23 protein-coding genes and 2 pseudogenes are annotated in these 26,072 nt (G+C 46.8%); 22 read left to right on the forward strand and 3 right to left on the reverse strand.

The features are described 5' to 3' along the window. Positions 1–253 precede the first annotated feature (253 nt). Entirely contained in the window at positions 254–493 is a 240-nt protein-coding gene (locus QUB30_RS29740) for a tetratricopeptide repeat protein (RefSeq protein ID WP_333341363.1), read from the reverse strand. A gap of 158 nt (positions 494–651) precedes the next feature. Here QUB30_RS29740 and QUB30_RS29745 point away from each other — a divergent pair, with 158 nt between their 5' ends. The 21 genes from QUB30_RS29745 to QUB30_RS29845 all read left to right on the forward strand — a co-directional run bounded on the left by QUB30_RS29745 (position 652) and on the right by QUB30_RS29845 (position 23,633). Further along, positions 652–6,687: an AAA family ATPase gene (locus QUB30_RS29745; RefSeq protein ID WP_333341365.1), complete on the forward strand. Its 6,036-nt coding sequence runs from the start codon at positions 652–654 to the stop codon at positions 6,685–6,687. After that, positions 6,684–7,313, forward strand: coding sequence for a response regulator transcription factor (locus QUB30_RS29750; protein ID WP_333341367.1), 630 nt, complete (start codon positions 6,684–6,686; stop codon positions 7,311–7,313). The genes QUB30_RS29745 and QUB30_RS29750 overlap by 4 nt, the downstream gene beginning before the upstream one ends. Positions 7,314–7,551: 238 nt before the next feature. Further along, entirely contained in the window at positions 7,552–8,058 is a 507-nt protein-coding gene (locus tag QUB30_RS29755) for a DsbA family protein (protein WP_333341368.1), read from the forward strand. A gap of 363 nt (positions 8,059–8,421) precedes the next feature. After that, the gene (locus tag QUB30_RS29760) at positions 8,422–9,039 is read left to right on the forward strand and encodes a glutathione S-transferase (RefSeq protein ID WP_333341370.1); all 618 of its coding nucleotides are present in this window, start codon (positions 8,422–8,424) and stop codon (positions 9,037–9,039) included. A gap of 9 nt (positions 9,040–9,048) precedes the next feature. Beyond that, positions 9,049–9,645 carry a pyridoxamine 5'-phosphate oxidase family protein gene (locus QUB30_RS29765; protein WP_333341371.1) on the forward strand — a complete coding sequence of 199 codons (597 nt, stop codon included), beginning with the start codon at positions 9,049–9,051 and terminating at the stop codon, positions 9,643–9,645. A 436-nt stretch (positions 9,646–10,081) separates the two neighbouring features. Continuing rightward, positions 10,082–11,659 carry a GMC family oxidoreductase N-terminal domain-containing protein gene (locus QUB30_RS29770; protein WP_333341373.1) on the forward strand — a complete coding sequence of 526 codons (1,578 nt, stop codon included), beginning with the start codon at positions 10,082–10,084 and terminating at the stop codon, positions 11,657–11,659. A gap of 111 nt (positions 11,660–11,770) precedes the next feature. Beyond that, positions 11,771–12,682: an SDR family NAD(P)-dependent oxidoreductase gene (locus tag QUB30_RS29775; RefSeq protein WP_333341375.1), complete on the forward strand. Its 912-nt coding sequence runs from the start codon at positions 11,771–11,773 to the stop codon at positions 12,680–12,682. A 509-nt stretch (positions 12,683–13,191) separates the two neighbouring features. Further along, positions 13,192–13,722, forward strand: coding sequence for an SgcJ/EcaC family oxidoreductase (locus QUB30_RS29780; RefSeq protein ID WP_333341377.1), 531 nt, complete (start codon positions 13,192–13,194; stop codon positions 13,720–13,722). Next, the gene (locus QUB30_RS29785; RefSeq protein ID WP_445300564.1) at positions 13,719–13,892 is read left to right on the forward strand and encodes an SDR family oxidoreductase; all 174 of its coding nucleotides are present in this window, start codon (positions 13,719–13,721) and stop codon (positions 13,890–13,892) included. The genes QUB30_RS29780 and QUB30_RS29785 overlap by 4 nt, the downstream gene beginning before the upstream one ends. Before the next feature lie 23 nt (positions 13,893–13,915). Next, positions 13,916–14,542, forward strand: a complete 627-nt coding sequence (locus QUB30_RS29790) for an MOSC domain-containing protein (protein ID WP_333341379.1) — start codon at positions 13,916–13,918, stop codon at positions 14,540–14,542. A 115-nt stretch (positions 14,543–14,657) separates the two neighbouring features. Then, entirely contained in the window at positions 14,658–15,527 is an 870-nt protein-coding gene (locus QUB30_RS29795; RefSeq protein WP_333341381.1) for an alpha/beta hydrolase, read from the forward strand. A gap of 50 nt (positions 15,528–15,577) precedes the next feature. Next, entirely contained in the window at positions 15,578–16,306 is a 729-nt protein-coding gene (locus QUB30_RS29800) for a dienelactone hydrolase family protein (protein ID WP_333341383.1), read from the forward strand. Then, positions 16,303–17,169, forward strand: a complete 867-nt coding sequence (locus tag QUB30_RS29805) for an alpha/beta hydrolase (protein ID WP_333341384.1) — start codon at positions 16,303–16,305, stop codon at positions 17,167–17,169. The genes QUB30_RS29800 and QUB30_RS29805 overlap by 4 nt, the downstream gene beginning before the upstream one ends. Before the next feature lie 5 nt (positions 17,170–17,174). Then, a complete protein-coding gene (locus QUB30_RS29810) occupies positions 17,175–17,552 on the forward strand; it encodes a hypothetical protein (protein ID WP_333341386.1) in 378 nt (125 codons plus the stop codon). Between the two features lie 165 nt (positions 17,553–17,717). After that, a complete protein-coding gene (locus QUB30_RS29815) occupies positions 17,718–18,713 on the forward strand; it encodes an alpha/beta hydrolase (RefSeq protein WP_333341388.1) in 996 nt (331 codons plus the stop codon). A 251-nt stretch (positions 18,714–18,964) separates the two neighbouring features. Then, complete coding sequence (locus tag QUB30_RS29820; protein WP_333341390.1) at positions 18,965–19,384, forward strand: DUF6130 family protein; 420 nt, start codon at positions 18,965–18,967, stop codon at positions 19,382–19,384. A 124-nt stretch (positions 19,385–19,508) separates the two neighbouring features. After that, positions 19,509–20,330: an alpha/beta hydrolase gene (locus tag QUB30_RS29825; protein WP_333341392.1), complete on the forward strand. Its 822-nt coding sequence runs from the start codon at positions 19,509–19,511 to the stop codon at positions 20,328–20,330. A gap of 202 nt (positions 20,331–20,532) precedes the next feature. Further along, positions 20,533–20,832 (forward strand): SDR family oxidoreductase, encoded by a 300-nt coding sequence (locus tag QUB30_RS29830; protein WP_333341395.1) that lies wholly within the window; start codon positions 20,533–20,535, stop codon positions 20,830–20,832. A gap of 77 nt (positions 20,833–20,909) precedes the next feature. Further along, a complete protein-coding gene (locus QUB30_RS29835) occupies positions 20,910–22,298 on the forward strand; it encodes a mercuric reductase (RefSeq protein WP_333341396.1) in 1,389 nt (462 codons plus the stop codon). 32 nt (positions 22,299–22,330) lie between these two features. Continuing rightward, positions 22,331–23,080, forward strand: a complete 750-nt coding sequence (locus QUB30_RS29840) for an SDR family oxidoreductase (protein WP_333341398.1) — start codon at positions 22,331–22,333, stop codon at positions 23,078–23,080. A 163-nt stretch (positions 23,081–23,243) separates the two neighbouring features. Next, the gene (locus QUB30_RS29845) at positions 23,244–23,633 is read left to right on the forward strand and encodes a DNA/RNA non-specific endonuclease (RefSeq protein ID WP_333341400.1); all 390 of its coding nucleotides are present in this window, start codon (positions 23,244–23,246) and stop codon (positions 23,631–23,633) included. Positions 23,634–23,753: 120 nt separating this feature from the next. On the opposite strand, the gene QUB30_RS29850 is transcribed toward QUB30_RS29845, so the two are convergent. After that, a complete protein-coding gene (locus tag QUB30_RS29850) occupies positions 23,754–24,449 on the reverse strand; it encodes a group II intron maturase-specific domain-containing protein (RefSeq protein ID WP_333341402.1) in 696 nt (231 codons plus the stop codon). Positions 24,450–24,498: 49 nt separating this feature from the next. Here QUB30_RS29850 and QUB30_RS29855 point away from each other — a divergent pair. After that, positions 24,499–25,508 (forward strand): annotated as a pseudogene (locus tag QUB30_RS29855) (IS630 family transposase). A 25-nt stretch (positions 25,509–25,533) separates the two neighbouring features. On the opposite strand, the pseudogene QUB30_RS29860 reads toward QUB30_RS29855, so the two are convergent. Further along, a pseudogene (locus QUB30_RS29860) lies at positions 25,534–26,072 on the reverse strand (reverse transcriptase/maturase family protein); the annotation flags it as partial.

The raw sequence follows: 26,072 nt of genomic DNA on the forward strand, positions 1-26,072 counted from the left end.
TATGATTAAAAATTGGTTCAATGCAATTGTTCTCAAGTCGATCGCCCTAGCTTGAAATTTTTTGCTCGGTACGCGATCAATCGTTAGTAGCAGTACAAGGCGAACTTAAACAAGATGAAATAGGTTTGACTATCCTTTGAAATGTTCGCTTTGAAACCTGATATATCTACATTAGATGGAGATTGGGAATTTGTCTTTACAGTAAAAGTATGGACTTGAGTTTTTGGCGATCGCGGCCGTGTTAATTCGATCGCTAGCGTGATTCTTGGATATAGCGAGAAACATTACCGATCGCTTCAACGGCGTACTTGTTTCCCAAATTAAACGCTAAGGCTCGCTTGAAATTGACTAACGCGGTTTGGTAGTTTTTCTGTTTGATTGCTGCATAACCCAAGTTCATGCAGGTTTTGAAATTTGGACAAGAACCGGGTATCGCCATGACGTAAGGCTCGACAACGTTCTGATTGAGCTTGTTTGATGAGTCGCACCGCATTGGCTGCCGACTGTACGTCGATACCGCTCGGTTGCATCGGCATCACGGCTAAAAAGAGCTTTGGCGGGGCGATCGGCTGCTCTACCGATCTCGCTAAAAATCTTCAATGGGTTCTATAGTTTGAGGTATCTCCCATCGTACTCATTCAGAGAAGCTCTATGGTTGCTCTACCGGGTATTGCTATTCTCAGCAAAATTTACGAAAGTTCTAATTCTCTGGTGTATCGAGGCATCCGCGTCCCTGATGATCGAGCGATCGTCATAAAAATGCTCAAACAAGATTATCCATCTCCTCAAGAATTAATCCGCTACAAACAGGAATATAAAATTACCCGCTCCCTCAACCTGCAAGGAGTGGTCAAGGCATACAGTCAGCAGGACTATCAACGCACACTCATTATTTTCTTAGAAGACTTTGGCGGAGAGTCCCTAGAGCAATGGAAGCACAAGCGTCCACAGAACTTCTGCCCAATGCCCTTATCCACGTTTCTGGAGCTGGCGATCGACCTCACAGATATTCTGGGCAAAATCCATGCAGCCAATGTCATTCATAAAGATATTAATCCAGGAAACATTGTTTTCAATCCAGATACTGGCGTTGTTAAAATTATTGACTTCGGAATTGCTACCCAATTTAACCACACGAACCCGACTTTCAAGAGCCACTATGGGTTAGAAGGAACACTTGCTTACCTATCTCCAGAACAAACAGGACGCATGAATCGTCTGCTTGATTATCGCACCGATTTTTACTCGCTCGGTGTAACGTTCTACGAACTGCTAACCGGACATCTGCCGTTTCCCACAACGGACATCTTTGAGCTAGTCCATTGTCATATTGCCAAACAGCCACCTCTGCCTCATAAGTTTAATGCGGCGATTCCAAAACCAGTTTCAGATATCATTTTGAAATTGATGGCAAAAAATGCGGAGGAGCGCTATCAGAGTGCCTGGGGAATCAAAGCGGATTTGGAAATCTGTGCTAATCAATTAGCAGAAATCGGTCAAATCTCTAGCAGCATTCAACTGGCGCTTCAAGACGTTTCGGGTCAGTTTCAAATTCCCCAAAAACTGTATGGACGGGACAATGAAGTTGCAATGTTACTGGCGGCGTTCGATCGCGTAGCGTGTCCAGAATCAAATTGGGTCGCGGCTTTACCAAACAATTCAGAAACGACTTCACAAATAGAACAAGCAGGCAATCCAAAATTACAAGTCGAAATGATGTTGGTATCTGGCTATGCTGGTATTGGAAAATCTGCGTTAGTGCAGGAAATCTATAAACCAATTACCCAAAAGCGTGGTTATTTTATCTCTGGTAAATTTGATCAATTTCAGCGCAATATTCCCTACAGTGCGATCGCAGATGCTCTGCAAAAATTGGTACAGCAATTGCTCAGTGAGCCAGATGAGCATCTGCAACAGTGGCGATCGCTCTTACTTACAGCTTTAGGAAACAATGGACAAATCATCATTGATGTGATCCCGGAAGTTGAATTAATTATCGGTAAGCAGTCGCCTGTACCAGAAGTTGGAGCAACTGAAGCTCAAAATCGCTTTCATCGGATTTTTGGGCAATTTGTGCGGGTGTTTTGTTCAGAATCACATCCCCTGGTGATATTTTTAGATGATTTGCAATGGATAGACTCAGCAACCCTGAATTTAATCGAGTTGATGCTGCTGGATGAGCAAGCCCAATCACTATTTTTGATTGGAGCTTATCGAGATAATGAAGTGAAGCCAACGCATCCATTAGCATTAATGCTAGAGAGACTGCGAAAACAAGGGGCAGTGCTTCAGGAAATTATTCTAACACCATTAACGCTTGAACCGTTGAGTCAGTTAATTGCCGAGACGCTACATCGGAATGCAGACACCGTTCGTTCATTAGCTGAGTTGGTGTTGCGTAAAACTGAGGGAAATCCTTTTTTTGTCAATGAATTTTTGAGAATGCTGTATAGCGAAAATTTATTGAGCTTTGATGCACAATACTTAAGCTGGGAGTGGAACATTGCTCAGATCCAAGCCCAAGATATCACTGATAATGTTGTGGAGTTGATGCTTCACAAGTTGAAGAAACTGCCAGAGAATACACAGCAAATTCTCCGATTAGCTGCTTGCGTCGGTGCTGAGTTTAATTTAGATACTCTATCGATTGTTTGTGATCAACCACCTGAAACTGTTTTTCAAGATTTACTAGCAGCCATACAAGTTGGATTAATTCAACCACTATCTGAATTAGATGAAAATTTATTAATTCAAGAGTATAAGTTCTTGCACGATCGTGTCCAGCAAGCAGCATACACATTAATCGATGAGTCGCAAAAAAAAATTGTTCATTTACAAATTGGCCGTAATCTCCTCGGAAAAACTTTGTCAGAGAGACTATCAGACCGACTGTTTGAAATTGTCGATCATCTTAATCATGGAATTGAGCTTGTCACAGATCAACTAAAACGCAATGAAATTGCTAGATTAAATTTAATCACAGGACAGAAAGCAAAAGCTGCGATCGCCTATAGTGTGGCTCAAAACTATTTAGCCAGAGGTAGAGCATGGCTGGCAAACTCCAGTTGGCAAACTAACTATAAGCTGACCTTAGAGTTATATACAGAAACAACAGAAGTCGCGTATTTGTGTGGCGAGTTTGAGCAGGTAGAATCTTGGGCAGTGGTTGTTCTGCAAGCAGCCAAAACGGTTCTCGACATCGTGAAAGTTTACGAAGTCAAAATTCAAACTGACATCGCGCAGAACCAGCTATTAGAAGCAATCAACACTGGATTGCAAGTTTTGCAGCAACTGGGAATCAGTTTTCCTGAAACGCCAACTCAGTCAGACATTCAGCTTCAGCTAGACATAATCACATCACTCATTGGCGAAAAGCCAATCGAGGGCTTGCTCCATTTGCCGGAAATGACCGAACCCGAAAAGTTGGCGGCGATGCGAATCTTATCAAGCATCACGATCGCTGCCTATGTTGCGGCTCCTGATTTGATGCCTCTGCTTGTGTCTAAACAAGTAAACTTATCAATTCAAGCTGGTAATGCTGTTGTATCTCCCTTTGCCTATGCTTTTTATGGATTAATTCTTTGTGGAACGAGTAGGAACATTGAGATTGGGTACAAATTTGGACAACTTGCGCTAAATCTATTGTCACACCTTAATGTTCATTCTCTCAGAGCTAGAACATTAGTCATTGTGAATAACTTTATTATTCATTGGAAAGAGCATATTAGAAACACAATACAGCCCTTGCTAGAAGCCTACCAAAGAGGTTTAGAAGTTGGAGATTTAGAGTTTGCTGCTTATTGTGCTCATTGTTATTGCTTCCAATTCTACGCAGTTGGAAAGGAACTGGTAGAAGTTGAGCGCGAGATGACGAAATACAGTGAAGCAATTCGTCAAATCAAACAGAAAACGGCGCTAACCTGGAACCAAATATATCAGCAGGCGATCGCAAATTTGATGGGCTTTTCGGTCAGCCCAACTCACCTAGTTGGCGAATTCTACAATGAAGAAAAGGGATTACCACAACATGAAGTAACAAATGATGGAACGGCAATCTTTGATGTCTATTTTCATAAACTTTTCCTGTGCTACCTATTTTCCGAGTATGCTCAGGCAGTTAAAAACTCAATCATAGCAGAACGTTATTTAATCCGAATAACAGGCACACCTCTTGGCCCTTTTTACTATTTATATGATGCACTGGCAAGACTCGCCATATACTCTGAAAGCGGTACTAAAGTGCAGCAGAAACTCCTTAAAAAAGTTACGGTTAGTCAGGAGAAAATGAAGCAATGGGCACAGTATGCGCCAATGAATTGTTTGCATAAATATTATCTGGTGCAAGCAGAGATTGCACGAGTTCTAAGTCAGTGGTTTGAAGCAGAGGAATTCTATGAACAAGCAATTCAAGGAGCCAGGGAAAATGAATATATCCAGGAAGAAGCGTTAGCTTATGAATTAGCCGCCAAACATTACTTATCTCGCGGTAGAGAAAAGTTTGCCCAACTCTACATGAAGGAAGCCCATTACTGCTATGAGCGATGGGGTGCAACAGCAAAGGTCAAAGATTTAGAAACTCGCTATCCACAGTTTTTCCCTCAGTCGTCCAGTGTGACTTCCACGCCAATCCGCACTACTACTGGAACTACCTCGAATACCCCAAATATCGCTTTCGATTTAGCGACGGTTATGAAGGCATCACAAGCAATTTCAAGTGAAATTGAACTGGAACAGTTGCTCAGTTCTCTAATGCAAATTTTAATTGAAAATGCTGGGGCACAAACTGGATGCCTGCTTTTGGATAACTCAGGAGAATGGACGATCGAAGCTACTTGTGAATTTAATGATGGTGAACAGGTTTGGGCGACACGAGTGCTACAATCAGTTCCAATTGCAAATCGTCTACCCGAATCAATCCTTCAGTATGTGATACGGACTCATGAAGCTGTCATCTTTAATGATGCAACTCGTGAAGGAAATTTTACCAACGATCCATACATTCAACGCAACCAAACTCAGTCACTGCTCTGTTGGCCACTGCTGAATCAAAGCAAGCTCGTTGGCGTGTTGTATCTAGAAAATCAATTAGCTGCTGGAGCCTTTACACCCGATCGATCACAAGTTCTGAATTTACTATCCACTCAGGCAGCGATCGCGATCGAAAACGCCAAACTCTACTCAAAGCTCCGCGCGAGCGAAAGTCAGATGGCTCAGTTTTTAGAAGCGGTTCCCGTAGGAATTGCCGCCATTGATGCGACGGGTCGCCTTTACTATGCCAATCAATGGGGCATTCATCTCATGGGCAGAAGGATTGATCCTGCCGTACCGCCGGATCAAATCGCAGAGGCTTATCAACTTTATGTGACGGGAACGAATCAACTCTACCCTACTGAAAAAATGCCACTCATCCGGGCGTTGAACGGCGAACGCACTACGATTGATGACGTAGAAATTCGCCAAAATAACCAAACGATCCCTGTTGAGGTGTGGGGCACTCCCGTCTTTGACGAACAGGGCAATGTAGTTTATGCGATCGCAGCCTTTCAAGACATCACAGAGCGCAAACAAGCAGAGAAACTGCTAGCCGACTATAACCGAACATTGGAACAACGAGTAATTGAGCGGACTTTGCTGCTTTCGCAGGAGATTGAAGAGCGCCAACGAATTGAAAACGCCCTGCGCCAGAGTGAAGAGCAACGCAGGCTGACAATGGATTTCACCCACATCGGCAGTTGGAACTGGAATATCGTGGAGAATACAACGAACTGGAACGATAACCACGCTCGATTGCTGGGGTTGGTCCCCGGTGAAGTTGAGAGTAGCTATCAGGCATGGCGCGATCGCGTTCATCCAGAAGATATTCATCGGATTGAGCAAGCTGTTACAGCAGCTCTAGCAACTCATACCGATTTTGAAGCTGAATATCAAGTGATCTACCCAAATGGTAGTATTCACTGGTTGGTTGGCAGAGGTCGAGGCATTTATAACGCAGCCGGACAGCCTGTGCGAATGTTGGGTGTGATTCTTGATATTAGCGATCGCAAACGCGCCGAAGAAGCCTCTATCCTAGAAGAACGCAACCGCATGGCGCGAGAAATTCACGATACGCTGGCGCAGTCATTCACGGGCATTATCATTCACGCGAGATCTGCTGCTAGCAAGATAACGGTAGACGCAGAAAAAGCTCAGGCTTATCTGGCTCAAGTACAAAACTTAGCCCGAACTGGACTCGCAGAGGCACGCCGCTCTGTAGAGGCGCTACGCCGTCCATACTTATTAGAAAATAACGATCTGTTAAGCGCTTTCAAGCAACTGGCAACCCAGTTAGAATCATCCTCTGGTACGACAATTATGTGTGAAGCCATCGGTATTCCCTATCCGCTACCCTCTGAGGTTGAGAATAATCTGCTCAGGATTGGACAGGAAGCATTGACTAATGCACTAAAGTATGCACAGGCGACTGAAATTCGTGTTGAACTAACCTATCAGCCTACCCAGTGCATATTACGGATCGAGGACGATGGGCAGGGATTTACAATCGATCGTTCTTCTAGTGACAATGGGTTTGGTTTATTGGGGATGTCAGAACGGGCCGATCGCATTGGAGCACAACTCCAGATCCAGAGTACCCCTGGACAAGGAACAGAAATCGCGGTGTCCGTAAATCAGCAGGAAAAACCATCATGAGTCAATTTAATGCCATTCGTGTTCTGGTTGTAGACGATCACCCGGTTGTGCGTCAGGGCTTGGTCGCGATGCTGGAAGAAGCACCAGATATCCTTGTTGTTGGACAAGCTGGAAATGGTCAGGAGGCACTCGTTGTCTTTCGTCAAGAGCAGCCAGATGCAACTTTGATGGACTTGCGAATGCCCCAGATGGATGGAGTCGCTGCGATTACTGCCATCTGCACCGAGTTTCCTGCTGCTCGGATTATCGTATTGACGACTTACGAGGGCGATGAAGACATTTATCAGGGATTACGAGCAGGAGCCAAAGGATATTTACTCAAAGATGCTGAGCCAGAAGAATTGCTGTCTGCGATTCGTGCAGTTCAGAAAGGACAGAAGCACATTCCACCCCGCGTCGGTGCCAAACTCTTGGAGCGCATGACGAGTCCAGAATTGAGCGATCGCGAATTAGAGGTACTTCAACTAATTACAACGGGCAAGAGTACCCTAGTGATTAGTAAGACTCTACATATTACTGAACGGACTGTCAGCTTTCATATCAATCATATTTTAAGTAAGCTGGGCGTGGAGGATCGCACTCAAGCCGTGATCGTTGCATTAAGGCGGGGCATTGTTAGCTTATAGCGTCATACCTGTCAAATTTGTCAGGTTATCATCTGCATAATTTGTCAGCTTATCTTCTGAGGTTTTTCTCAGCGACAAAATCGACTTAACTCTCTAAATTGAGAGTATGCAACAGATAACACAGAGGTATTGATTTACCGAATTTTGAAAGATGTTTTATAGCAATCATCTATCTCTACCTGCTGCACTTTTTTTCTAAGAGGTGCCAATGAGTCTCGGTGATTATAATCGGTTGCTTGTGCCAATTTCTGAACAAGATCATATTCAGGGATTGGTGAGCGCTTCAGTGGCACTCGTTGAGTATGGTGACTATCAATGTCCCATTTGTGGCGAAGCTCACCAATTAATCAAGGCGCTCCAGCAACAGGTTAACGACTTGTGCTTTGTATTTCGCCACTTTCCACAGCCGCAAATACATCCTTATGCCCAACGCGCAGCCGAAGCGGCGGCATCGGCCGCCACCCAAGGTCAGTTTTGGCAGATGCACGACATTTTGTTCATCCATCAACAAGAGTTAGGAAACGATCGTCTTGTGGAGTATGCCAATAATTTAAGACTCGATATTCCCCAATTTCTGCAAGATATATCCAGCCAAGTGCATATCGATCGCATCAATCAAGATATCGAAAGTGGATTGCACAGTGGAGTAAAGGTTGCCCCAGCACTCTTTATTAATGGAATTCGATATACCAGCCTCTGGAATATTGAGCAATTGATGGCAGCCATTGTCACTGTAAGTAGTTAATAGCTACCAACCATTCGTCAGGACAAATTAACAGAAATATTTGTTCCCTGTTCCCTTCCCTCACTTGGATGTTCCAATTTAGACCAATAGCCTAATTAATAGACTTTTTGCTCTTATTCGGGAACTCTTAACAGGAAAAAAAGGTAATAGAACCAAAGATTTACAAGAGGTCTAGTATTTATGAATCGCCTTCAATCTAGTGATACTGAGCCTTGTGCAAAGAAAATTTCTACTATTTGGGATGTCCTCTGTGCGATTGCTCTGAGTGCGCCTTCGGCATTCGCCTCTGTGTTCCCACTAGAGAGGGAATCGCTTCCCGCTGATTGTCCTTCTTTAACCTTATTTAATTTGGAGGACTAATCCATGATTAAGCTCTACGGTCACGAACTGTCTGGCAACAGCTACAAAGCAAAATTAATGCTCTCATTGCTGGGCTTAAACTACGAATGGATTAAAGTCGATTTGTCAGCAGGGGCGCACAAACAGCCAGAATTTCTAGCTCTAAATCCCTTTGGCCAGGTTCCAGTATTAGTCGATGGAAATACTGTTGTACCGGATGCTCAAGCGATTCTTGTTTACCTGGCTCGGCAATATGATGGTGAATCTTGGTTGCCCTCAGAGGCAGAACCCATGAGTTACGTGATTCGATGGCTATCGACTGCAGCAGGAGAAATTCGGCAAGGTCCAGAAGCAGCGCGTTTGTACTACCTGTTCAAAGCGACCAGCATCAACCTAGAACAGGCAAATCAGAAAGCAGCGTTCATCTTGACTCAACTGAACAATCGTTTAGCCGATCGCCAATGGCTGGAGTTAGAACGTCCGACGATCGCCGATGTGGCAGTCTTCCCTTATGTTGCTCTCACCCCCGATGGCAAAATTTCCCTAGACAATTACCCAAATGTGCTTGCCTGGATCGATCGCGTCAAACATCTTCCTGGTTTTGTCGGCATGATTGGCATTGCAGAGCCTGTTGTAGCTTAAGAGGGTATTATGCCACGTAAATTTGGAGAAATTGCTTTTACACCTGAAGTGCAAGCCGCACAAGAACAGCGGGGTTCGCGGCAGAGCTATGAACGCTACATTGCAAAGGGTCCTGCCAATGATTCGATTACTCCCAAACTTGAGGAATTCATCGCGCAACTCGATGGGTTTTACTTGGGAACTGTCAGTTCTAATGGCTATCCCTATATCCAGTTTCGGGGCGGTCCTTCTGGTTTCCTGAAGGTACTCGATGAGAAAACCCTCGGCTTTGCAGACTTTTCTGGGAATGTGCAGTACATCTCGGTGGGCAATCTATCTGGCAATGACAAAGCGTTTTTGTTCCTGATGGATTATCGGCATCGCAGACGCATCAAGATTTGGGGAAGAGCCGAATATGTTGAAGGGGATTCCGCATTAATTGAACGACTAAAAATTCCAAATTATCCTGCCGAAATTGAACGCGCTATCCTCTTTCACGTAGAAGCCACCAGCGAGAATTGTCCTCAGCATATTCCCATCCGCTATTCAGAAACAGAAGTTGAAGTGATGATGGCTCCTCTGCAAGCTCGGATTGCTGAATTAGAACAGCAGTTGAGCGATCGGTAGGACGTACCCTTAACCCTTAGTACATCACACTTCTTCAACTCCTGCCGATTACACAAGTTATTAATTAATAGGAACAATCTAGTGCAAAAAAGCAGAATATAAAAGGCAGGGAGCAGAAGAAAAAAAGTTTTTAAATTCAGATTTTTAGGTCTTTCAAAGAGTAGGTTATTTCTGCCATGCTGCATTAGTTATTTCACTTTAGTAAAGAAAAAAATTAACAATGATCGCGTTATCTGGAAAAGTCGCACTCGTTACAGGTGAAACATCGGAGATTGGTAAAGCCAGTGTGATGCCTCCGACAGCCGCTTCGCCTCTACGCATTAGCTCAAGCTGGAGCAATCGTTATTGCAAGTCGTCGGCAAATCATCGTGATGGTAGATATAGCGCGCAATAACAAAATTAAAGCTAATACAGACAACAAAAAAGGAGGATTTTCATGACTCACTATGACTATATTGTGATTGGTGCCGGTTCGGCAGGCTGCGTGGTCGCTAACCGTCTGACACAAGACAGTGACACAACCGTGTTACTGCTGGAAGCGGGTAACCCAGATACGAAACCAGAGATTCACATCCCGGCCCAATGCCTCAGTCTACAAGGCTCCTCTGTGGACTGGAGCTATTTCTCTGAACCCGAACCCTACCTGAATAACCGCAAAATCTTTTGTCCCCGTGGCAAAGTCTTAGGGGGCAGCAGTTCGATTAATATCATGATTTATCTGCGGGGCAATCCTCACGATTATGACCACTGGCAGTCATTGGGGAATCCCGGTTGGAGTTACCAAGATGTTTTGCCCTACTTCAAGAAATCGGAACACTCCTCACGAGGCGCATCCGAATTTCACGGGGTCGATGGAGAGTTGAGTGTCACCGATCTTATTGCGCCTGCTGTGGTATCCCAACGTTTTGTAGAGGCAGCAGTGGCACTAGGATATGACCACAATCCCGATCCGAATGGAATGCAGCAGGAAGGAGCAGGACTCTATCAGTTGACGATCAAGGATGGTAAGCGGCATAGTACCGCTGCTGCCTTCCTTGTGCCCATTCTCCAGCGTCCCAATTTAACTGTAACGACAGGAGCGTTGGTGACTCGCTTGTTGTTTGAGGGTACCCGCACCGTTGGGGTGGAATACCTGCATGAGGGTACGCTGCACCAGGTTTGGGTCGATCGGGAAGTGATTTTAAGTGCTGGCGCGTTCGATTCGCCTAAGCTGCTGCTGCTTTCCGGCATTGGGGATGCAAAACACCTGAAAGCCTTGGGAATTCCGGTAGTGGCTGATTTGCCTGGAGTCGGTCAAAACCTCCAAGACCACCCTGTCGTGTCTGTGACACACGAGGCAACTCAGGATTTACACACGGCAAGCACCAGTAGTATCGGTGAAGCTGGCCTGTTTTTGCATACCGAGGGGAATCTGGATGCTGCGCCAGATTTACAGTTTCTTTTCGGTCCCACTGTGTTGGTACCGCCTGGTTATGCCCACTCGGGTTTAGGATTCACAAGTTTCGTTTGTTTGACTCATCCCCAAAACCTTGGCAGTGTCAGTTTGCGTTCCCCCGACCCCAAAGAGGCACCGATGATTCAAATGAACTTTCTCCAAAGTGAAGCTGATGTGCAAAAGCTCGTTGTCGGGATTAAATTACTCCGTAACTTGTTCGGTGCAAGTGCTTTGGATGAGTTTCGCGGTAAGGAAATCGCTCCGGGTGCTGATAAGCAGAGTGATGCAGCACTCGTTGCTTACGTCCGGGAAACTTGCAGTACAGTGTGGCATCCGGTGGGCACTTGCAAAATGGGCACTGACCCAATGGCGGTGGTAGATCCTGAACTACGAGTACATGGAATTGAGGGGTTGCGTGTCGCGGATGCCTCGATCATGCCAAGGATTACCACAGGCAATACGAACGCACCGACCATCATGATTGGTGAAAAAGCAGCCGATTTAATTAAAGCAAGTTCCACTCGACAAACTCTTCTCGCCAAGTACAACGTACAAAAGCCAGCTCCTTCGTCTGTCTAGGAATCAGCGATGGTCTCTGACCGATCACAGGTCATCACGCCTGCTCTGGAGTTTATCTGCCGATATTAAAGAGCGCAAATAAAACACTCGACATCTCTAAAGGAGCATACAATGGCACAGATTACGACACCATTCGGACGCCATTCCACCGCTGCTGAGGTAGCAGAGGGAATCGCTCTCTCTGGCAAGCGGGCGATCGTCACCGGAGCCGCATCGGGCATTGGCGTAGAGACGGCGCGGGCGCTGGCTCACACTGGGGCTGAGGTGACGCTGGCTGTGCGTAATACCGACGCTGGAGCGCAGACGGCGGCTGACATTACCGCTACCACAGGGAACCAGAACATTCACGTTGCCCAGCTTGACCTGGCTAACCGAGCCTCGATCGCCTCGTTCGTCGCTGCGTGGGACGGTCCACTGCACATACTCGTCAACAACGCGGGTGTGATGGCATTGCCCGAACAGCACACGCCCGAAGACTGGGAGATGCAGTTTGCCACCAACTATCTCGGACACTTTGCCCTGGCACTCGGACTCCACAATGCACTGGCTGCGGATGGTGCTGCACGTATTGTATCTGTCAGTTCCAGTGCACACCTGATGTCGCCGATTGTATTCGATGATATCCACTTCGCATTCCGTCCTTACGATCCGTGGCTGGCATATGGGCAGTCCAAGACTGCAAACATCCTCTTCGCCGTTGGTGCCACCAAACGCTGGTTTACGGATGGCATCACCGCCAACGCTCTAATGCCCGGAGCGATCGGCACCAACCTCCAGCGCTACACTGGCGGTCTTAAAACTCCACCTGAGCGGCAGAAAACACCGGAGCAGGGCGCAGCCACCTCTGTTCTGCTGGCGACCTCTGTGCTGCTGGAAGGCATCGGCGGGCGCTACTTCGAGGACTGCAACGAAGCCACCATCGTCGCAAACGGCAACGGCTATATAAGTGGCGTTGCCCCCTATGCCCTCGACCCGAACAACGCAGATCGCCTCTGGGAGGAATCGTTGCGCCTGTTCGCCTGACCGATGTTTTTGAACAAGAGTTCTTGACACTCTCCGTCCTCAAGTCCGGAGATTCTTAATTCAGCGACTGACCTTTAGGCACCATATCCCTTGCAGGCAATTTTCAAACCTTTCAACCGTGAAAAAACACCAATTGACGAGTCTGACTTACAGCAACCCCAGAGGGTCTATCTCCAAAAGCGTACTAGGATACGACCTAGAGTTCGGGCGTGCCCCGCCCTACTGGGTTGATTGAACCGAATTAGGGATTTTCTGGTATTGAGAATGCGTTGACTCTCTAGCTGTGTTTTACAAGGTTTTCGCTACCCTTCTTTGTGCTTTTAAAGAGCTTTCAGGTTCGAGGGTGCCGACTAAAAGCCGCTTCACAACCGCCCACCTTGGGGATTTCAACCATCTCTATTTTAATCCAAAGCCGTGCTAGAAGCACGGGGTTTTAGACCCATTTTTTCGATAACACCCTCTATGCCGCTTGAAAACTGGTCTATCACTTAAAAGGAAAACTCAAAACTATGAATTCACTAGCAGATCGAACCACCACTAATGCTGACGAGTCGGTAATCCGTGCTTTCCATCGCCAGATGATTGATGCTTGGAATCGAGGTAGCGGCGAAGGCTTCGCTGCCCCGTTCAGCGAAACTGCCGATTTCATCACGTTCGAGGGCACGCATCTCAAGGGTCGAAAAGAAATCGCTGCATTTCATCAGCAAGCGTTCGACACGGTTGTCAAAGGAACACGCCTGGAGGGTGAGGTGGATTTTGTCCGCTTCGTGAACTCACAACTCGCGCTCATGCTCGTAGTTATCAGGGTAATACTGCCCGGACAAACCGAAACTTCACCGTCACGAGATTCGCTGCCGCTATACGTCGTAACGAAAGGCGACGAAGGTTGGCAGATCGAAGGGTTGCTCAATACCCGGAAGTTAACGCTAGAACGTCAATTCTTTTTAGACGACTTTGACTCACTGAGCGCAGAGGCTCAACGTCAAGTGACCGACCTCGTTTCAGGTCTCAAGCAGCGTCATCAAGCCGATCGGGACTGAATGACAAGCAGTTACAGGAATTTGTGACCAACCAAGCTAACACGATCCCTTTGGGAAGAGTCGGTACACCCGATGAGATTACCAAAGCTGTTGTTTTTCTGGCTTCAGACAACAGCAACTTTGTAAACGGCATCGAGATGTTTGTCGATGGCGGTATGGCACAGATTTGAAGTCTAAAACTTTGGAGTTAACGATGAAACTCATCTCTGTCAACGTCGGACTTCCGCGTGAAGTGACCTGGAAAGGGAAAACCGTTAGCACTGGAATTTTCAAAGAGCCAGTCAGCAAACGGGTGATGGTACGATCGCTCAATTTAGACGGTGATGGACAGGCTGATCTCACCGTTCATGGAGGATTAGACAAAGCCATCTATGTCTATCCGTTGGAGCATTACGATTACTGGCGAGGTGAATTGCCTGACACAGAGTTCCCACTAGGTATCTTTGGCGAAAATTTCACGATCGCTGGGCTGAGAGAAGAGGAAGTGAACATTAGCGATCGCTTTGCGATCGGCACTGTAAAACTGATGGTGACACAACCTCGCCTACCTTGCTACAAACTTGGAATTCGGTTTGGACGACCTGATATGGTGAAACGATTTCTCGCGAGTCGTCGAACCGGATTTTACTTCCGTGTTTTGCAAGAGGGCGAAGTCGGATCTGGAGACACATTAGAGTTGGTGAGCCGGGATGACAACAATATCACTGTTGCCGATATCACTCAACTTTATGTTGGCAAAGAGGACAATCTAGAGTTACTTCACCGCGCTGCTCAACTTGAAGCCCTACCCAAAAGTTGGCGCGACTATTCCCAGCGATAGCGTTTTTCATCTCAATCAATCGCGCGCTCAAGATTGCAACAGAACAATACATCATCACTGACAAGCATCAGACCACAATTTCACTTCTACCAATAAACTCACAAGGAGTAAAGTCATGACCACATTTCGCACGGTTTCCATCGATGGTTTAGATATCTTTTATCGAGAAGCTGGCTCTCGTGATAACCCAACAATTCTACTGTTGCACGGCTTTCCGACCTCATCTCATATGTTCCGCAATCTCATGAGTGCGCTTGCCGATCGCTTCCATTTGGTTGCCCCCGATTATCCTGGCTACGGCAACAGTTCGATGCCCGCGGTGGATGAGTTTGACTACACTTTCGATCGCCTGGCAGAGATCGTGGAGAAATTCATTACCGCGATCGACCTCAAGAAGTACAGCCTCTACGTGATGGATTATGGTGCTCCCGTTGGCTATCGCATTGCAGCTAAAAATCCAGAGCGAGTGGAAGCGCTGATTGTACAAAACGGGAATGCCTACGAGGAAGGTCTGCGCGAATTTTGGAACCCAATCAAGGCATATTGGCAAGATCGTTCTCCTGAGAATGCTGACAAGCTCAGACCCTTTTTCACACTGGAAACAACAAAATGGCAGTACACCAACGGCGTCCGCAATCCTGAAGCGATTAGCCCTGACACTTGGAACATGGATCAACTCTTCCTCGATCGCCCAGGAAATGTTGAGATTCAATTGACGCTGTTTTATAGCTATGGCACCAATCCACCGTTATATCCGCAATGGCAGGAGTATTTCCGCAAATATCAACCCCCCACCCTGATTGTTTGGGGTAAGAACGACTACATCTTCCCAGCCGAAGGTGCTTATCCCTACCAGCGCGACCTGAAGGACGTTGAGTTCCATTTACTCGATACTGGGCACTTTGCGCTGGAAGAAGATGGAGAGGAGATCGCAAACCACATCCGTCAATTTCTCACGTCACGGCTGCAACCCGTCCCTGCTTAATCAAATTTTGATTTCCGGTTTCCATTAACTGGTTTAAAAGGAAGGACACCATGACAACTCAAAATGTAACCATTCCAGCTTTGTTAGGGGGCAGTTTTAGCGCCTATCTAGCAGCACCCAGTACTCAGCCTCGTGCAGGAATTGTGCTGATTCAAGAAGTTCTTGGGGTCAATAAGAATATGCGACAGACTGCCGATGATTATGCTAAGGCAGGCTATTCGGTGATCGTGCCAGATTTATATTGGCGACTAGAACCCGATGTGCAACTTGATCCTGAGGATGAGAAGCAGTGGGCTAGAGCTTTTGAGCTAATCGGAGCGTTTGATGTGGATAGCGGCGTAGAAGACCTGAAGGCAACTCTGTCTTTTCTGCGGCAGTATCCAAGCAGCACAGGCAAGGTCGGCAGTGTGGGCTTTTGTTTGGGTGGCAAACTGGCATATTTGATGGCAACACGTACCGATGCGGATGCCAACGTCAGTTACTACGGTGTTGAGATTGACAAGAATTTAGCGGAGGCGACAAAGATTCAGAAACCGCTGATATTGCATATGAGTGGAAATGACGAGTATGTGTCACCCAGCGCTCAAGCGACCATTCAGCAAGGACTGGAAGACAACCCCCTGGTAACAATCTATCGCTACGAAGGAGTAAGTCACGGGTTTAGTCGCGTGGGTAGTTCCGCTTATCGCCAAGAAGCCGCAGAATTAGCAGGCGATCGCACGTTGGCATTTTTGAAACAACATTTAGGCAGTGGTGTCATACAAGGAGCAACCGCATGACCAGATACCGAACAGTCTCGATTGATAGTTTAGATATTTTCTATCGTGAAGCGGGTTCCCGTGATAATCCAACAATTTTACTGCTGCACGGCTACCCAACGTCATCTCATATGTTCCGCAATTTAATTCCTGCGCTTGCCGATCAATTTCATTTGGTTGCACCTGACTATCCTGGTTTTGGGTATAGTTCAATGCCTGCGGTAGATGAATTTGATTATACCTTCGATCATCTCACCGAAGTAATAGCAGGTTTTATCGATGCGATCGGCTTGAAACGCTACAGTCTTTACTTGATGGACTATGGCGCTCCTATTGGCTATCGCCTTGCAACGCAGAATCCAGAGCGGGTAGAGACGCTGATTGTGCAAAATGGCAATGCTTACGAGGAGGGGTTAGGTGATTTCTGGAAGCCAATGAGAGCCTATTGGCAGAGTAAGACACCTGAAAATGCCGAGCAAGTGCGCCAGACTATGACACCGGAGGGTACGAAACGGTATTACACCACCGGAGTCAAGAATCTAGAAAACCTCAGTCCCGATACTTGGACTCTGGATCAACATTTCCTCGATCGCCCTGGCAACCTAGCTATTCAACTGGCATTGAAATATAGCTACCAATCCAATGTGTTGCTGTATCCGCAATGGCAAGCCTACTTTCGTGAGTATCAACCACCGACGTTGGTGGTGTGGGGCAAAAATGACCGGGGCTTTTTAGTAGAGGGAGCCTATGCCTACAAACGTGACTTGCAGAACCTTGAGTTTCATTTGCTGGATACTGGACACTTTGCCCTAGAAGAGGACGGAAATGCGATCGCAGATCATATTCGCTGCTTTCTGACCACCCACGTTAGCGTCCCGAACTAGCCGACTTGCAAGAGCCTATTGCCCTCTGGCGCAATCGCTACGAGCCACCAGAAGACCTGCGCGACGACAATTTGGGGATGCACCCTTACCTCGGTAGCGCCCACGAATACCAAGAAAAAGTACCTGGCACTGCCCCTTATCTGAAAGACATTCACGTATTTAATCCTGCTGGTTTGGTCAGCTTCGGCTTGCCAGTTGCTGACATCCATAGCATCCGCCGCGACGTACCTGCAATAGTATTATCGCGCATCAGTCACGACTTGTTCTTTAAGGACTGGGCGCATCATGAGGCACGTATCACAGGCGATATCACTTCCGATTTTGAGAACTCGCTCTATGCTGCGGCGGTGTGGAAACAACCGATCAAGGCAGCGACCCGCTAGGTCGGCAACCTTTTCATCAGTAACAAATAGTTCTGACTGAGAAACGATGTCGGTAGAAAGTGATTGCCATTCCACAATCACGGCTCTTCAAGTATCACTGTTAAATCAATTCACTTAGCACTGTCATTTCAACAAATTGTTTACTACTTATCAAAGGAGAATGTCATGGTTGCTCAAGTAAATTCACAAGCAGCAAAAATTTTGGAAGTTGCAGATGATCCGCGCCTTTCCAGAGAAGTGAAGGCATTTTTGAAAGAGCTGAATTCTGGTGGTGTAGGGTTAGAGACATTGACTCCGCTCGAAGCGCGTCAAGTACTCGTGGATGCTCAGGCTTCCGTTCCAGTCGATCTTTCAGGCATTGAAGAGTCTGAGAAAACGATTACTGCTGATGGTTACACGATTACGCTCAATATCGTGCGACCTGAAGGGGTCAAAGGCACATTGCCTGTTTTCATTTTTATTCACGGTGGTGGATGGGTCTTGGGTGATTATCCAACCCACAAACGCATGGTTCGGGATCTCGTTGTGCTTTCCGGGTTTGTGGGCGTCTTTGTCAACTACACGCGCACACCAGATGCTCAGTATCCACAAGCAATTAATGAGATCTATGCCGCGACAAAATGGGTTTCCGAACACGGTGAAGAGATTGGCGTTGATGGCAAAAACCTGGCAGTTGTCGGAAACAGTGTCGGTGGCAACATGACGGCTGTCACCACATTGAAGGCAAAGGAGAAAGGAGGACCGCACATCAAGCTACAAATCATGATGTGGCCGATTGTCGATGCTGATTTTGAAACGAATTCTTATCACCAATTTGGCGACAAACGTTTCTTGACTACACCAACGATGAAGTGGATGTATGACATGTACATCCCTGACCCAGAAAAGCGCAAAGATATATATGCCTCTCCCCTACAGGCAACGGTTGAGCAACTGAAAGGCTTACCTCCAGCATTAATTCAGGTGGCAGAGAGTGATATTTTGCATGACGAGGGTACAGCCTATGGACGCAAGCTTGATGAAGCTGGAGTAGACGTGACGCTCGTGCAGTACCACGGCATGATTCATGACTTCGGATTGCTCAATGGTTTAGCCGAGGTTCCGGCAGTTCGTTCTCTGTTTGTCCAGGCTGCTGCTGAACTGAAGAAACATTTGCAATAGAGAGCAATCGTTTCTTTGACTGCTATTTATCAGTAATTCTCGTTCTTATTAGGTTTTGGTCATCATAGGCGTGAGACTGCTCTGACTAATCCAATCTTCCTTGGATAAGTCAGAGACAGTCAATCTTTCCCATCACGACTGTAATTCATCTTTGCCTGATTTGTGCGAATAAAAAATCGCAATCGAAAAAACGTTAACGCCTTTTCCGAAGCGACAATCTTGCAATTTTCCTCTTTCTCCAAGGAACTAGTATGCAAATCATACTTAAACACCCATCTACAATCGACAGTTATACCCCAAGCGCCAAGGACATCATCGGCTCATCTCCGCTGATCGCGATCAAAAATGAAGCACCACCCAAGCTGATTGTCGATCCACCGCTTTCCGAGCCGCTGTTCCTGGGACGTGTCTTCATCCAGTATCGGACGGAGAACCTGCGCGTGTTGCCAGTGTTCGGTAAAGATGCCCTAGATATATCGCCTCGTATAGGACATATCCACATTAATGTTGACGACGCACCGTGGCACTTTGTTGACACCAGCGGCGAAACGTTGATCCTAGTCGGACTGGAATCTGGTCCACACAAGATGCCGATCGAACTAGCCGACCCTACACACAAAGTAATCACCAGCGAAACAGTGACGTTCACAATGCCCGATCTTAAGCAATGAGTCAGGTCTGTGAAATGATGCGATCGACACTTCGCAGCGCTTCGTTATCGCAACCCACATCCGTCAATTTCTCACATCACGGTTGCAGCCTATCCAACGAAATAAATTCAAAGGAAATCACAACATGAATATGCTCGCCTTCAGGAATGGCATTCGCCTGCTTCTAATTGTCATTCTCTTTTTAGGAACCATTACAATCACTTCTCTCGGAGCCATCATGAATAGTGCCAGTGCACAAGCCAATAAGCCTACGATCGTCCTTGTCCACGGCGCGTTCGCCGAGTCTTCCAGTTGGAATGGGGTATTGACCAAACTGATCGCAAAAGGTTACCCAACGGTTGCTGTGGCTAATCCCCTACGTGGCGTTAAGAGCGATGCAGACTATGTTGCTAGCGTCCTTAAAGACATTAACGGTCCTATCGTGCTGGTTGGGCATTCCTACGGAGGTTCGGTAACTACCAATGCCGTCAATGGGAACAAGAATGTGAAAGCACTGGTCTACGTTGCTGGCTTTGCTCCTGATGAAGGCGAGACTGCCGCCGAACTCTCAGGACGTTATCCGGGCAGCACGCTCACGCCGACCCTCGCGCCACCGGTTGTCCTGCCCGATGGTGGCAAAGACCTGTATATTCAGCAGAGCAAGTTCCACGCCCAATTTGCTGCAGATGTGCCCGCTAACGACGCGCAACTGATGGCTAGTACCCAGCGTCCGATTATGGAAGCCGCGTTAAATGAAGCCTCCGGTGTGCCTGCATGGAAATCTATCCCGTCCTGGTTCATTTATGGCGATCGCGACTTGAACATTCCGGCCGCGGTGCAGTCTTTCATGGCGAACCGCGCCAGCTCCAAGAAGACGATCGTAGTAAATGGCGCTTCACATGTAGTAATGGTTTCCCATCCAGACGCCGTTGCCGAGATCGTCGAACACGCTGCAACCGCGCAATAGAGAAGTGTGCACGCATCGCGGATACATCGGAATCGCTGTGCTCTGCTGGTGGCAGGGGGAAGCAAAGACACGGGCAAAGGCTGAGTACAGAACAAAACTTGCAAATACTGACAAGGAAAGGGGTTCATGAGAATTACCACATTCCCCTCTTTCGATTGAGCGTGCAGTACTTAATGTCGAAGATCCGAGGGGGTATGTTCTCGTGTTGCTGCCGCAACCGGTTTCGACCGACTCTTTCACCTCGCAACAAGCAGCAAAGTACTTTGGCTCGGCAGGCGGCAGCATTATCAACATTAGTTTGATCGCCAGTACCACTAAGCCCGCGACCGCCTCGGTCTATAGCGCCCCCAAAGCCGCTGTTGGTGCCGTAACCAAGTCGCTAGCTAAAGAGCTGGGTTCACGCAAGATCCGTGTCAACTCTATCTATCAATCTTGGGATGGTGGAAACGAAGGGTATACAGGCAGCGGGAGTTATTGGGAGCGATTACCAAAAACAGATTGAAGCGCAAACTCCACTGGAGCGCATCGGACAGCCACAGGACATCGCACCTGCCCCTGTTAAACGCAAAGGAGATGGAAATGGATACCCAATACTACGACGACATTATTATCGGTGGCGGTAAAGCGGGTAAAACACTGGCGCCTGCCCTAGTCGCGGGCGGACGCAAAACCGCTTTAGTAGAACGCAGCTTAAACATGATTGGTGGCTCGTGCCCTAATATTGCCTGCATTCCCAGTAAAACGATGGTCGCAAGTGCAGAGGTGGCAAATACTGTGCGAAACAGTGCAGCCTATGGCATCAAGACGACGCCGCCAACAATTGATATGTCGGCAGTGATTCAGCGCAAACGATCGGTTGTGCAGTCCCTGCGACCAATAAATCTTAACAACCTGCACACCGCTTTGGGGGACGATCTGATCATTGGCACCGCTCGCTTTGTGGCACCTAAAACAATTGAAGTTGCAACAGATGAGGGTACTACTCGGTTACTCACAGCAGAACGATTGTTTATCAATACAGGCACGCGACCGTTGATTCCGTCCGTACCGGGACTCAAAGAAGCTGGGTTTTTGACGAGTGAGTCGATCATGGAATTGGAACAGTTGCCAAAACACCTGATCGTTCTCGGTAGTGGCTACATTGGGTTGGAGTTTGCCCAAATGTTCCGGCGCTTTGGCTCTGGCGTCACTGTAATTGGGCAGAGCGAGCAAATCCTGTCCCAGCAAGACCCAGATATTGCGAGCGCGGTGCAAACGCTACTAGAACGAGATGGCATTGAATTCTTGCTGAAGGCAAGGGTGTTAAGGGTCGAGTGCTCTGGCAATGCAACTAAACTTCAAATTCAAGTCGCCGATCGTCCAATGGAACTTCAAGGTTCGCATTTGCTCGTTGCCGTCAGTCGTACACCAAACTCCGACAGCTTAAATCTAGCTGCTGCTGGTGTAGAAACCGATGCACGCGGATTTATTCCAGTCAACGATCGCCTAGAAACGAACATACCGAGGATTTGGGCGTTAGGGGATATCAATGGGGGCCCACAATATACCCATGTGGCGCTTGATGATTATCGCATTGTGAAAGCGAATCTGATTGATGGGGGCAACCGCAGCACGCGCGATCGTCTCGTTCCTTCCTGTCTGTTCATCAATCCAGAACTGGCTCATGTGGGTCTGACCGAAACCGAAGCACAGCAACAAGGGTATGCCATCCGAGTGGCTAAGCTGGATGCCTCAGCCATTCTGCGAGCCGTAACAGAGGGTCAAACCGATGGACTGATGAAGGCAATTATCGATACCCAGACAAGTCGGATTCTTGGTTGTTCACTCTTGTGTCGTGAAGCGGGTGAAGTGATTTCGACGGTGCAGATGGTGATGCAGGCTCAGATGCCCTACACCGTTCTGCGCGATGGAGTTTTAGCTCATCCCACGATGACGGAAGGATTAAATATGCTGTTTTCAAAACTGTAAGCCACAAGTACAATACCACGGGACTAATAATCATGAAAAAACTAGAAGGAAAAGTCGCTCTTGTCACCGGCGGCACCAGCGGCATCGGTCTTGCCACTGCCAAGCGCTTTGTCACCGAAGGAGCGTATGTCTTTATCACAGGTCGTCGTCAAACTGAATTAGATGCCGCCGTGAAAGAGATTGGTGAAAAAGTCACTGGTGTTCAGAGCGATGTCTCTAATCTGGCAGACCTCGATCGCTTGTTCGTCACCATCAAGCAAGCGCAAGGACATCTTGATGTGATCTTCGCCAATGCTGGCGGTGGAGAAATCGCCCCGCTCGGATCGATCACCGAAGAACACTTTGACAAAACGTTTAACACCAACGTTAAAGGTCTGCTGTTCACCGTGCAAAAGGCGCTGCCACTCTTACGCGAAGGCGCTTCTATCATCCTCAACGCCTCGACTGCTTCTACCGTAGGTACCCCAGCCTTCAGTGTTTACAGCGCAACCAAAGCCGCCGTGCGATCGTTTGCCCGCAATTGGACGCTCGACCTCAAAGAGCGCCAGGTTCGAGTTAACGCCATTAGTCCTGGCGTAGTTCCTACTCCTGGTTACAATCTCCTGGGACTGAGCGACGAGCAAGTGCAGGAATTCGTGGACAGCCAAGCCGTCAACATTCCATTAGGGCGAGTCGGCACACCTGATGAGATTGCTAAGGCGGTTGTTTTTCTCGCTTCAGACGACAGCAGCTTTGTCAACGGCATCGAGCTGTTTGTCGATGGCGGTATGGCACAGATTTGAAGCGCTCTAAAAGTTGCCGTTAATCTTCCAAGCGCGCTACTTCTTTGAAAGGGCAAACGTACTAGAGATTTGCGAAGTTGTTTGGCTGTGGCTGCATTCTTGCGGTTAAGTGTCAGGCTGCTGATAAGCTTGGGATTGATGATGAGAATAGGGGCAGCAGATAGTGGAGAAATTGTGGCAGCAGGGGACGATCGCTCTGATTTTGGTAGGGATTCTTAGCGACTGCAACTTGGCTGAGCCATCGCCACCGTCTCGGTTTCCTCAAATTGGTCGCGAGAAACCAAGGGCTCAGCAACCCAAGCCAGGCACCAGAGAACCAATCAGCTCAGGCACCAACAACCGCAACTTGCTCCTGGGCAATCCCAGCAATGCAGCTCCCAGTGTTGCCAGCACCGACAACTACCTGATGGTGAAGCTGCAGTACGTGTTCTCCTACAACAACAAAACTCAGACCGCCAATTGGGTTTCGTGGCAACTGAACCGCTCTTGGATTGGAAGCGCCGATCGCCAAGACAACTTCCGTCCCGACGACGCACTCCCGGATACTTGGTAGTTAGAGTCGATAGGGGCGTTGCCACCCCTACCTCTCCTTCAGAACCGTGCGTGAGACTTTCACCTCACACGGCTCCTTGATAATTCCATCCTTGTTATGGATACGACTCAAGACCAACTATCAGGTTTTAACACTTCCTTTAGAGCGCATTGACCTGTCTGTTGCTGTCTTTGTGTCGTGGCAGTGTTTATGCAGAAGTTGTAGGTTGTCATAGGTGTCTTTTCCACCTAACGAAGTCGGTTTAATATGGTCAACTTCTACAATATCTGTACTGGTAAAGTACAAATCACAGTGAGAGCAAATACCCTTTTGTTTCTTGATTAAGAATGCAACCCGGGTAGGGGTTTCTGGGTATTCACCTCTTCGTTTACTCCAATAAATCCAGTTACCATCAAACGGACTGGCTACACCTTTGACTTTTGTATGCCTTACGATTGGCGTACTTGCATGGGTGAGTAATTCCACTCCGTCCTCTGTACTGAAACACCAATTACGGTCGCCTACTGTTCTCCAGTATTTATCCTTGTTGATGTTCCCTTTTCCCCTCCTTTTTGCCCAAGATATTATCTTTCCCCAGGTGAGATGGTCAACCTTTGAAAATATTTTTTTGCTGACAACTGTCGAGTAATAGTTTGACCATCCCCTAATTATTGGATTCAGCTTGCTTATTAAAGCAGCTTGCGGGGCAGTTTTATGGGTGTCTATTACTTCGGCAATCTTTGCTAGATGTAATTTAGCCTTGGTTTTGGAGGGGGTAATTAGTGTTGTAAAACCTAGCGGCTTTCCTTTTGATGTTTTAGCACTTCGATATAGCAATCCTAAATGATTTATGAGATAATAGCTAGAATCACTACATAATTTCTCTATGTTACAAGAGTTAACGGAATTTATCCAATCTAATCCCGATCCCCGTGAGTTGAAACGAGCAATTACCGTCCAAATGAAGCTTAAAGGATATAAGCAACGAGAGATTCAGGAAAGTCTATCAGTCAGTTCTGGCTTTATTAGTAAATGGACTCAGATATTTACCATTTGCTTGGTCTATCTGCTCTCAAGCTGGCTTATAAGGGTTCTGTGGGATATTTAAAATCTGAGGAACGGGGTGCCATCATTGATTGGCTACAAAAAAGGAATTATTGGAATTTAGGAGAACTAAAAGCTTATATAGAGGAGCGGTATGAGATAGTTTTTAGTTCTCAGCAGAGCTACTATGAGATTTTTGACGCTGCTGGCTCAAGAAAAGAAAAAATCTCAAAAACGTAATCCTAAAACAGATCCTGAACTGGTAAAAAAAAAACCAAAGAATTGACCCAATGGCTAGAAGCTCATCGTAATGAAATCGAATTAGGTCAATTGGTAGTTTTGTTTCAGGATGAATGTCATCTTCTTTGGGGAGATATTTGTGGCTATGTTTGGGGCAAGAAGAATGAAAGAGTGGAAGTCCCAATTGTGAATGAGAAAGAGCGACAGACTTACTTGGGCTCCGTAAATATTGCGACTGGTCAATGTCTGATCCAGGCAGATCCAAAGGGAAATGGAGAACATACTATTGAATATTTAAAATATCTGATGAGCCAATATAACGACAAGCGGATAGCATTAATTTGGGATGGCGCTAAATATCATTCTTCAGCAGAGGTTAAAGACTTTTTATCAGTGGTGAATAATGGTTTAGAAGAATCTGATTGGAAAATCACTTGTTTGAGATTTGCACCCAACGCTCCGACTCAGAATCCAATTGAAGATATTTGGTTACAAGCTAAACAATGGATTAGGAAATGCTATCATATGTGTAAGACTTTTGCTGCCGTCAAATATATATTTAAGTTAGTTACTCATTATCAGATATTTGATTTCCCCAAGCTTCACAGCTAGGGTGAATTCTCACAAATCATCTAGGATTGCTATAGTTTCCTACCTTGTGTTGTTGTACATGGAATCCTAAAAACTCAAACCCAACATTTCCTTCTATTTCATTAAGGGTGTGAGTTAATTTTGTTTTACTTGGTTTCAGTTCCAATCCCATATCACTTAACCAATCTGCAATAATCTCCTGACATTTCTTGACCACGCTTAAATCCTCATGGATTATTACGAAGTCATCAGCGTAGCGGATTAGGCTAAGGGCATAACGGTTATCCCGTTTGCATCCTTTTAGTGTTTCCGCGCACTGTTTTATTCTTTCTTCCATACCATGTAGGGCAATGTTCGCAAGTAAGGGAGATATTACCCCGCCTTGTGGAGTACCATCATTAGTAGGGAATAATTCATGTCCTACACAGTACCCTGCTTTGAGCCATGTCTTTAATTGGCGACTTAAAGTGGGGTATGTGTGTATTTTTGAGAGTAACGCTCTATGGTCTATACGGTCAAAGCATTTGGCAATATCAGCATCCAGCACATATTTGGCTTTTTGTCTAATACTGAGATATATTGCTC

The organism is Microcoleus sp. BROC3 (assembly GCF_036702515.1).
Lineage (GTDB): Bacteria > Cyanobacteriota > Cyanobacteriia > Cyanobacteriales > Microcoleaceae > Microcoleus.

Coding starts and splice junctions, on each gene's coding strand:
- QUB30_RS29740 (WP_333341363.1), bottom strand. CDS start 493: ATGCGGTGCGACTCATCAAACAAGCTCAATCAGAACGTTGTCGAGCCT.
- QUB30_RS29745 (WP_333341365.1), top strand. CDS start 652: ATGGTTGCTCTACCGGGTATTGCTATTCTCAGCAAAATTTACGAAAGT.
- QUB30_RS29750 (WP_333341367.1), top strand. CDS start 6,684: ATGAGTCAATTTAATGCCATTCGTGTTCTGGTTGTAGACGATCACCCG.
- QUB30_RS29760 (WP_333341370.1), top strand. CDS start 8,422: ATGATTAAGCTCTACGGTCACGAACTGTCTGGCAACAGCTACAAAGCA.
- QUB30_RS29765 (WP_333341371.1), top strand. CDS start 9,049: ATGCCACGTAAATTTGGAGAAATTGCTTTTACACCTGAAGTGCAAGCC.
- QUB30_RS29770 (WP_333341373.1), top strand. CDS start 10,082: ATGACTCACTATGACTATATTGTGATTGGTGCCGGTTCGGCAGGCTGC.
- QUB30_RS29775 (WP_333341375.1), top strand. CDS start 11,771: ATGGCACAGATTACGACACCATTCGGACGCCATTCCACCGCTGCTGAG.
- QUB30_RS29780 (WP_333341377.1), top strand. CDS start 13,192: ATGAATTCACTAGCAGATCGAACCACCACTAATGCTGACGAGTCGGTA.
- QUB30_RS29790 (WP_333341379.1), top strand. CDS start 13,916: ATGAAACTCATCTCTGTCAACGTCGGACTTCCGCGTGAAGTGACCTGG.
- QUB30_RS29795 (WP_333341381.1), top strand. CDS start 14,658: ATGACCACATTTCGCACGGTTTCCATCGATGGTTTAGATATCTTTTAT.
- QUB30_RS29800 (WP_333341383.1), top strand. CDS start 15,578: ATGACAACTCAAAATGTAACCATTCCAGCTTTGTTAGGGGGCAGTTTT.
- QUB30_RS29805 (WP_333341384.1), top strand. CDS start 16,303: ATGACCAGATACCGAACAGTCTCGATTGATAGTTTAGATATTTTCTAT.
- QUB30_RS29815 (WP_333341388.1), top strand. CDS start 17,718: ATGGTTGCTCAAGTAAATTCACAAGCAGCAAAAATTTTGGAAGTTGCA.
- QUB30_RS29820 (WP_333341390.1), top strand. CDS start 18,965: ATGCAAATCATACTTAAACACCCATCTACAATCGACAGTTATACCCCA.
- QUB30_RS29825 (WP_333341392.1), top strand. CDS start 19,509: ATGAATATGCTCGCCTTCAGGAATGGCATTCGCCTGCTTCTAATTGTC.
- QUB30_RS29835 (WP_333341396.1), top strand. CDS start 20,910: ATGGATACCCAATACTACGACGACATTATTATCGGTGGCGGTAAAGCG.
- QUB30_RS29840 (WP_333341398.1), top strand. CDS start 22,331: ATGAAAAAACTAGAAGGAAAAGTCGCTCTTGTCACCGGCGGCACCAGC.